3 protein-coding genes are annotated in these 8,368 nt (G+C 76.1%); all 3 read right to left on the reverse strand.

Annotated elements, in window-relative coordinates; translation table 11 throughout:
* The coding region (locus ACFRMQ_RS34355; protein ID WP_380734697.1) for an amino acid adenylation domain-containing protein at positions 1-7,041 on the reverse strand (7,041 nt) is incomplete at its 3' end.
* Positions 7,034-7,270: an MbtH family protein gene (locus ACFRMQ_RS34360; protein WP_380734698.1), complete on the reverse strand. Its 237-nt coding sequence runs from the start codon at positions 7,268-7,270 to the stop codon at positions 7,034-7,036. The genes ACFRMQ_RS34355 and ACFRMQ_RS34360, both read right to left, overlap by 8 nt.
* A 29-nt stretch (positions 7,271-7,299) precedes the next feature.
* Positions 7,300-8,070: a thioesterase II family protein gene (locus tag ACFRMQ_RS34365; protein ID WP_380734699.1), complete on the reverse strand. Its 771-nt coding sequence runs from the start codon at positions 8,068-8,070 to the stop codon at positions 7,300-7,302.
* Positions 8,071-8,368: the final 298 nt, after the last annotated feature.

The following is an 8,368-nucleotide window of genomic DNA, read 5'->3' on the forward strand; positions in this document are numbered from 1 at the left end:
GCGGCTGCCGGGCGGGCCGTAGGGGTCGGCGACGAAGCGTTCGGCGGTGAGGTCGGGGCGGCCGTGGTAGCCGCGGGCGAGGCCGGCGCCGGCGAGGTAGAGCTCGCCGGTGACTCCGGTGGGGGCGGGCTGGAGGCTGGAGTCGAGGACGTACAGGCGGGTGTTGGCGACGGGGTGGCCCATCGGGGGGTTGGCGCGGCCGCTGAGCGGGGTGCTCATGCTGGCGCAGACGGTGGATTCGGTGGGGCCGTAGGCGTTGACCATCCGGGTGCGGGCGGACCAGTGCTCGACGAGGTCGGGCGGGCAGGCCTCGCCGGCGACGACCAGGGTGGCGCCCTGGGGGATCGCGTCGGGGGCGAGGACGGCGAGGGCGGTGGGCGGCAGGGTGAGGTGGGTGACGCCCTGGTCGGCGATCAGCTCGGTCAGTGCCGGGCCGGGGAGGAGCTGGTCGGCGTCGCCGAGGACGGCGCGGGCGCCGGTGAGCAGGGCCATGCCCAGCTCCCAGACGGCGGCGTCGAAGGACGGCGAGGCGAACAGCAGGACCCGGCTGTCGGGCGTGACGGCCAGTCCTTCGCGCTGGCTCTCGACCATGCTGGCGAGGCCGGTGTGGGTGACGACCACGCCCTTGGGGCGGCCGGTGGAGCCGGAGGTGTAGATGACGTACGCGGCCCGGTCGGGGGTCAGCGGCGCCCGCCGGTCCCCGTCCGCCAGGTCCGCGGGGGAGTGGCCGGCGGTGTCGAGCGACTCGATCAGCAGGCGGGGCACCGGGCTGTCCGCGAACAGGCCGTCGGCCAGGTCCGCGCTGGTGAGGACCAGGGCGGGGCGGGCGTCGCCGAGCATGTAGGCGATCCGGTCGGCCGGGTAGCGCGGGTCCACGGGGAGGAAGGCGGCGCCCGCCTTGAGGACGGCGAGCTGGGCGACGATCAGTTCGGTCGAGCGTTCCAGGGCGATCGCGACGAAGCGTTCGGGGGCCGCGCCGTGCTCGGTCAGCAGCCGGGCGAGGCGGTTGGCCCGCTCGTTGAGCTCGCCGTACGTGACCCGCTCGGTGCCGAAGGAGAGCGCGACGGCCTGCGGGTGGGCGGCGGCCCGGGCCTCGAAGAGCGCCGGGAAGGTGGCGGGCGCGACCGGGCGGGTGGTGTCGTTCCACTCGGTCAGCAGCCGGTGGCGTTCTTCGGGGGCCAGGACGTCCAGCCGCCCGAGCGGCAGTTCCGGCTCGGCCGCGAGGGCGGCCAGCACCCGCAGCAGGCGGTCGGCGATCTCCCGGGCCTCGGCCTCGGTGAGCAGGTCGGTCTGGAAGTCGAGCCGGAAGGTGACGGTGTCGTCCACCGGGAGGGCCATCAGGCCGAGCGTGTAGTGCACCGCGTCGTGGACCCGGACGTCGGCGAGCCGCACCCCGCGGACCGGCGCGTGCAGCGCCGCGGCGTCCAGCGGATAGTTCTCCACCACCATGGCGGTGTCGAAGAGTTCACCGACCCCGGCCAGCTCCTGGAACTCGGCGAGGCCCAGGTGCTGGTGCTCCAGCAGGGCGGACTGCTCGTCCTGGAGCCGGCCGAGCAGCGCGGTCAGCGGCTCCGCCGGGTCCAGCCGCAGGCGCAGCGGCAGGGTGTTGATGAACAGGCCCACCATCCGGTCGGCGCCGCGCAGTTCGGCCGAGCGGCCGGAGACGGTGACGCCGAAGGTGACGTCGGTGGAGTTGGTGATCCGGCCCAGGGTGATCGCCCAGGCGGCCTGGAGCAGGGTGTTGAGGGTCAGCCCGTGGGCCCGGGCCCGGGCGGCCAGTCCGGTGCCGGTCTCGGCCGGTGCGCGGAACTCCAGCCGCTTCGGCGGCACCGGCACCCGTCCGGGCGTGGTCGCCCGGACCCTGGTCGGCTCCTCCAGCCCGGCCAGGGCGGCCTGCCAGGCGGCCCTGGCCGCCATCCGGTCCTTGCCGTCCAGGTGGAGCAGGTGTTCGCGGTAGGGGCGGACGCGCGGCAGCGCGGTGGTGTCGCCGCCGGCGGCGTACAGCGCCAGCAGCTCCTGGATCAGGACCGGCATCGACCAGCCGTCCAGCAGCAGGTGGTGGTTGGTGAGCAGCAGGCGGTGGCGGCCGTCGGCGAGCCGGAGCAGCGCGAAGCGCAGCAGCGGCGGGCGGTCGAGGTCGAAGGGGCGGGCGCGCTCCTCGGCGGCGAACGCGCCGGCGGCTTCTGGATCCGCGCTCAAGTCCGCTTCACGCCAGGGGAGTTCGACCTTTGCCGGGATCACCTGGACCGGCCGGTGGGGGCCGGTGCGGAAGCCTGCCCGCAGGTTGGCGTGCCGGTCGAGCAGGGCCTCGGCGGCGGCGCGCAGCGCTCCGGCGTCCAGCGGGCCGTCCAGGTCCAGCTCCAGCTGGGCCAGGTAGACGTCGGTGTCCTGGGCGTTGTAGAGGGCGTGGAAGAACAGGCCTTCCTGGAGCGGGGAGAGCGGCAACACGTCGGTGAAGCCCGGGTGTTCGGCCTCCAGCCGGTCGATCTCGGCCTGGCTGAGCCCGGCCGGGGCGAGGTCGGAGGGGCTGCGGCCGCCGGCGCCGGGACGGCTGCCGTGCTCGACCAGCGTGCGCAGTGCCGTGAACCAGCCCTCGGCCAGCGCGCGGACCTCGTCGGCCGAGCGCAGTCCCGGGGCCCAGCTCCACTCGGCGACCAGCTCGGGGCCGTCCGGGCCGTCCTGGGTCAGCGCGTTGAGCTCGACGGCGTGGGCCATCGGCATCCGGTCGTCGGCGCCGGGCACCCGGCCGTCCAGCTCCGGCAGCACGGCCCAGTCGCCCTCGGCGGCGGCGAACCGGCCGAGGTAGTTGAAGCCGAGCCCGGGGGTGGCGAGCCGGGCCAGCAGGGGGCCGGTGCGCGGGTTGAGGTGGCGCAGCAGCCCGTAGCCGATGCCCTTGTCCGGGACGGCGCGCAGCTGTTCCTTGACCCGCTTGAGCAGGGCGCCGGCGGCCGGGCCGCCGGCCCTGGCCTCGGCCAGGTCGAGCGGGCCGGAGGCCAGCCGGACGGGGTGGAGGCTGGTGAACCAGCCGACGGTGCGGGACAGTTCGGCACCGCCGAGGGTGTCGCCCTCGCGGCCGTGGCCTTCGAGGTCGACCAGGGCCTCGCCGTCGCAGGCCAGGGTCAGCGCGGTCAGCAGGACGTCGTTGACCTCGGCGTGGAAGGCGGCGGGCAGCGTGGTGAGCAGCGGCTCGGTGATCTCGACGGGCAGCCGCAGGGTGAGGCGTTCGGCGCTGCCGTGGGTGTCCCGGGCCGGGTCGACGGCCGGCGGCTCGTCCGAGGTCGTCAACACGGCCTGCCACCAGCCGAGTTCTGCCTCGCGTTCGGGCCGTTCGGCTTCGGCGGACAGGCGTCGGGCCCAGCCCCGGTAGGAGGTGCCGACCGGCGCGAGGGCCGGGGTGCGGCCCTCGTGGACGGCCTGCCACGCCTCGGCGAGGTCGGGGCCGAGCACGCGCCAGGAGACGCCGTCGACCACCAGGTGGTGGATCATCAGCAGGAGCAGGCCGCTGTGCTCCGGGCCGCGGTCGAACCAGACGGCCTGGACCGTGACGCCCTCGCGCGGCGCGAGCCGGGCGCGGGCGGCGCGGCCCTCGGCGGAACGCAGCGCGCGCAGCGCCGTCCCGTCGAGGCCGGTGGCGTCGACCCGGCGCAGGGCGGCGGGCACGGTGCCGGGGGCGGTGGTCTCCAGCCGCCAGTCGGCGGTGGTGCGCAGCCGTAGCGCGTCGTGGTGGTCGAGCAGGGCCTGGAGGGCCGCGGTGAGCTCGGCCTCGGTCGCGAGGGCCGGCACGCGTAGCGTCAGCGACTGGTTGTACGCGTCGAACTGCTCGATGGCGCCGGGGTGTTCGGCGAGCCAGTGGACGATCGGGGTGGCCGGCAGCGGGCCGGTCCCGGTGCCGGGGGCCTCGGCGGCGGCCTGCGGGAGGTCGAGCGCGGCGTCGGCGAGACCGGCCGCGGTCTTCCGGGTGAAGACGTCCCGCGCGGTGATGGCCAGTCCGGCCAGGCGGGCCCGGGCGACCAGCTGGATCGACATGATGCTGTCGCCGCCGAGCTCGAAGAAGGAGTCGTCGGGGCCGACCCGGGGCAGGCCGAGCACCTCGGCGAGCAGCGCGCAGAACAGCTCCTCGCGCGGGCCGCGCGGGGCGCGGGCGTCCTCGGCGGAGGGCTGCTCGGGGGCGGGCAGCGCGGCGCGGTCCACCTTGCCGTTGGCGGTGAGCGGCAGGGCGGGGAGGGTCACCACGGCGCCCGGCACCATGTACTCGGGCAGCGACTGCCCGGCGAAGTCCAGCAGTCCGGCCGGGTCGGGCGCGGCGCCGGTGGCGGGCACGGCGTAGGCGACCAGCCGGCGTTCGCCCGGGCGGTCCTCGCGGACCAGCACCACGGCCTGGGCGACCTCGGGGTGGCGGCCGAGGACGGCCTCGATCTCGCCGATCTCCACCCGGTAGCCGCGGATCTTGACCTGGTCGTCGCCGCGGCCGAGGTAGTCGACGTCGCCGTCCGGCAGCACCCTGGCGGTGTCACCGGTGCGGTAGAGGCGGGCCCCGGGCGGGCCGAACGGGTCCGGCACGAAGCACTCGGCGGTCAGCTCGGGCCGGCCGAGGTAGCCGCGGGCCAGGCCCGCGCCGCCGATCCACAGGTCGCCGACGGTGCCGACCGGCACCGGTTCGAGGCCGGCGTCGAGCACGTACATGCTGGTCGCGGGGATCGGGCGGCCGATCGGCACCACCTCGGTGGGCTGCGGGCCGGTCACGTCGAAGACGCAGTTGCCGACGGTGATCTCGGTGGGGCCGTACTCGTTGACGACCCGGGCGCCGGTCCACGCGCACCACTGCTCGGCGACCCGGCCGAGCAGCGCCTCGCCGCCGACCACCAGGACCGGGGCGAGGCCGCGCGCCTCCGCCGGGGCGAGCTGGTGGGCGAGCATCTCCAGGTGGCCGGGCGTGAGTTTGAGGAAGTCGAACGGGCCCGACTCGGCCAGCCAGGCGCCGAGTTCGGCGAGGTCGCGGCCTTCCGGGAAGAGGTGCACGGGCGCGCCGGTCATCAGCGGCGCGTACAGGGTGGGGACGACGAGGTCGAAGGCGACGGAGGAGAAGAGCGCCGCGCCGCCGCCGGTGCCGGTGCCGCCGCCGGTGTAGTCCTGGACCGCCCAGCCGAGGTAGTTGGCCAGGGAGCGGTGGGCGATCTGGACGCCCTTGGGGCGGCCGGTCGAGCCGGAGGTGTAGATGACGTACGCGAGGCGGTCCGGGTCGCGCGGTACGTCCGGGCGGGTGTCGGGCAGTCCGGCCACGGCGGCCGGGTCGAGCACCGGGCCGGTGAAGCCGGCCGGGCGGTCGGCGACCAGGGCGACGGCGCCGGCGTCGGAGAGCACGGTGGCGATGCGGCCGGCCGGCCAGGACGGGTCCATCGGGACGTACCCGGCGCCGGCCTTCCAGACGGCGAGCAGGGCGGCGGGCAGGGCCGGGGTGCGGTCGAGCAGCACGCCGACGACGGTGTCGGGCCCGGCGCCGGCGGCGCGCAGCCCGTGGCCGAGCCGGTTGGCCCAGGAGTCCAGCTCGCGGTAGCTGACGGCGGTGCCGTCGAGGACGACGGCGGGGGCGTCGGGGGTGCGGGCGGCCTGGGCCTCGAAGGCCTCCAGCGCGCCCTCGGCGTACGGCGGTCGGTCGAGGGCGGAGTTCCACTCGGTGAGCAGCCGGTGGCGCTCCTCGGGGTCGAGCAGGTCGACCCGGCCCAGCGGGGTCGTCGGGGTGTCGAGGACGGCGCGCAGGAAGCGCAGGAAGCGGTCCTGGTGCTCGGCCACCTCGGCGGGCGGGTAGAGCTCGGGGCAGGCGTCGAAGTCGACGGTCAGGCCCTGGCCGTCGGCGCGGTCGTAGAAGGCGATGCACAGGTCGTCGACCGGGCCGTTGGACAGGTTGTGGGCGAAGGCCGGGTGCTCGCCGAAGCGGAGTTCGGAGTCGAAGGCCATGATGTTGACGGTCGGGCCGACCAGGCCGTCCGCCGAGCCGGTCAGGCCGAGCGCCCGGCAGACGTCCTCGTAGCGCGGCATCTGGTGCTTGAGGCCGCCGCGCACCTCGCCGACGGTCCGGCGCACCAGCTCGGCGGCGGTCTCCTCGGGCCGTACGTCGAGCAGCAGCGGCACCCAGTTGGAGGCCATGCACGGGGTGCGGCGGGCCGCCGGCGAGGTGCGGCCGGTGACCGGCATGCCGATGATCTGCCGCTGCTGCCCGGTCATCCGCTGGAGGTAGGCGGCGCACAGCGCGATCACCAGGACGGACCACGGCGCGCGGGCGGAGCGGGCGAGCCGCTTCAGCCGGTCGGCGTGCTCCTGGGAGAGGGTGGCGGTGCGGCGGTGGAAGCCCACCGCGGGGCGGTCGGCGCCGGGGTCGACGGTGCGGGTCACCAGACGGCGCGGCTCGGGGCGGTCGGCCAGCTTCTCGACCCAGTGGCGCAGGTCGGCCTCGGCGGCCTCGGAGGCGCGGTAGGCGGCGTCCTCGGCGAGGACCGCCGGCAGCGGGTCGAAGGCGCACTCGGCGGGTTCCTCGCCGCGGCTCAGCGCGGTGTAGACCTCGGCGACCCGGGTGCCGACCAGGGAGCCGCCGTACGCGTCGATCGTGACGTGGTGGGCCCGCTGGTAGTAGTAGTGGTGGTCCTCGGCCAGCCTGATCAGCGCGAACGTCTGGATCCGGCCCTCGGCCAGGTCGACCGGGCGGGTCAGGTCCTCGTCCATCCAGGCCCGGGCGGCGGCGGCCGGATCGGCCTCGGCGCTCAGGTCGAGCAGCGGGAGCGAGCGGTCCCGGGCGTCCGGGGCGACGTACTGCACCAGGCCGTCGGGCTCCTGGACGACCCGCGTGACGCGGTAGGTCCAGGCCTCCTCCAGCAGCCGGCGCCAGGCGGTCTCCAGCAGTGCGTGGTCGACCGGGCCGTGGATCTCCTTGTACTCGGCGATGTTGTAGCGGCAGCCGGAGGCGTCGAGCTGGTGGGCGAACCAGATGCCGGTCTGGGGCGCCGAGAGCGGCAGCCGGAGGGGGGCGGGGGCCTTCGGGTCAGACATGGCGCTCGGCCCTCCTGGTCGGGTCGGTCGGGTCGGTCGGGGTGGCGGCGGCCGGCGCGGTGTCCCGCCGGTTCAGGTGGGCGAGGCAGGTGGCGCGGTCGGCGTCGTCCAGCTCCGTGGACCAGCCCGCCGGGACGGCGGCGAAGACCGGCCAGAGGGAGTGCTCGCCGAGGTCGTTGACGAGCACGCGGTAGCGCCCGGCCGGGTCGTTGAACGGGTCGTGTGGCATGGGGTCGGGTCCTCTCCTGCGGCGCGGGCCTAGACGGCCGGGACGCCGAGCGCCCCGGTGAGCAGGGCGGTGAGCTCCGCCGGGTGGGTCTCCGGGTAGAAGTGGCCGCCGGGCAGCACCCGCAGGTCGAAGCCGGCGGCGGTGCACTCGGCCCAGCGCCGGGCGTGCTCGGGCCGGCAGGCGCCGTCCTCGGCGCCGACGACGGCGGTGATCGGGCAGAGCAGCGGCGCGCCGGGGGAGTACCGGTAGGTGTCCACCAGGCGGAAGTCGGCCCGCAGCACGGGCAGGGCCATCTCGCGCAGGTCCTCGTCCTCCAGCAGCGCGGCGCCGGTTCCGCCGAGGCCGCGGACGTAGGCGAGCACGGAGGCGTCGTCATGGCCGATGCCGGGGCCCTGGTTCGGGACGGCGGGCGCGCGGCGGGCCGACGCGAAGAGGTGGCGCAGGGCCGGGCGGTACCGGGAGGACAGCCGGCGGGCGGTCTCGAAGGCGACGGTGGCGCCGAGGCTGTGGCCGAAGAACGCCACCGGACGGTCGAGCAGCGGTTCGACGGCGGTGGCGATCTCGCCGGCCAGGGTGTCCAGGTCGGGTGCCGGGGGCTCGCCGTACCGGTCCTGCCGGCCGGGGTACTGCACGGCGGTCAGCTCGACGGTGGCGGGCAGCCGGCCCGAGAGGTCGCGGAAGGCCGCGGCCGCGCCGCCGGCGTGCGGGAAGCAGACGAGCCGCACCCGGGCGTTCGGCCGGGCGGCGTACGTACGGAACCAGCGGGCGGTCTCCACCGTGGTCGTGGTCTGGGCGAGCATCGGAAGCCTTTCAACCGACTCGGCGAGCGCCTCGCGCCGCGGCGCCCGATGCCGGGCGTACACGTGTCCGGCTGGGACCAATCTCCGGGACGGCCCTATATTTCGGCGCTACCGGCCCTGGTCCGGCGGGTGCGGGTGCGGGTGCGGGTGCGGGCGGGCGGGGCCGGGCCGGGGCGGTTGGCGGTGGCGTGGCGGTGGTGGCGGTGGCGGGCCGGGACGCGCAAGGGCCCTGCCTCCGCCGGGGAGCGGAGGCAGGGCCCAGAGCCGGGACGGTCAGATCACGGCGTCACCGCCAGTC

The organism is Kitasatospora sp. NPDC056783, from assembly GCF_042789895.1.
GTDB lineage: Bacteria > Actinomycetota > Actinomycetes > Streptomycetales > Streptomycetaceae > Kitasatospora.

What these genes read in the sequence shown, in the direction of transcription:
- ACFRMQ_RS34360 (WP_380734698.1), bottom strand. Translation starts at nt 7,270, where the DNA reads ATGCCACACGACCCGTTCAACGACCCGGCCGGGCGCTACCGCGTGCTC.
- ACFRMQ_RS34365 (WP_380734699.1), bottom strand. Translation starts at nt 8,070, where the DNA reads ATGCTCGCCCAGACCACGACCACGGTGGAGACCGCCCGCTGGTTCCGT.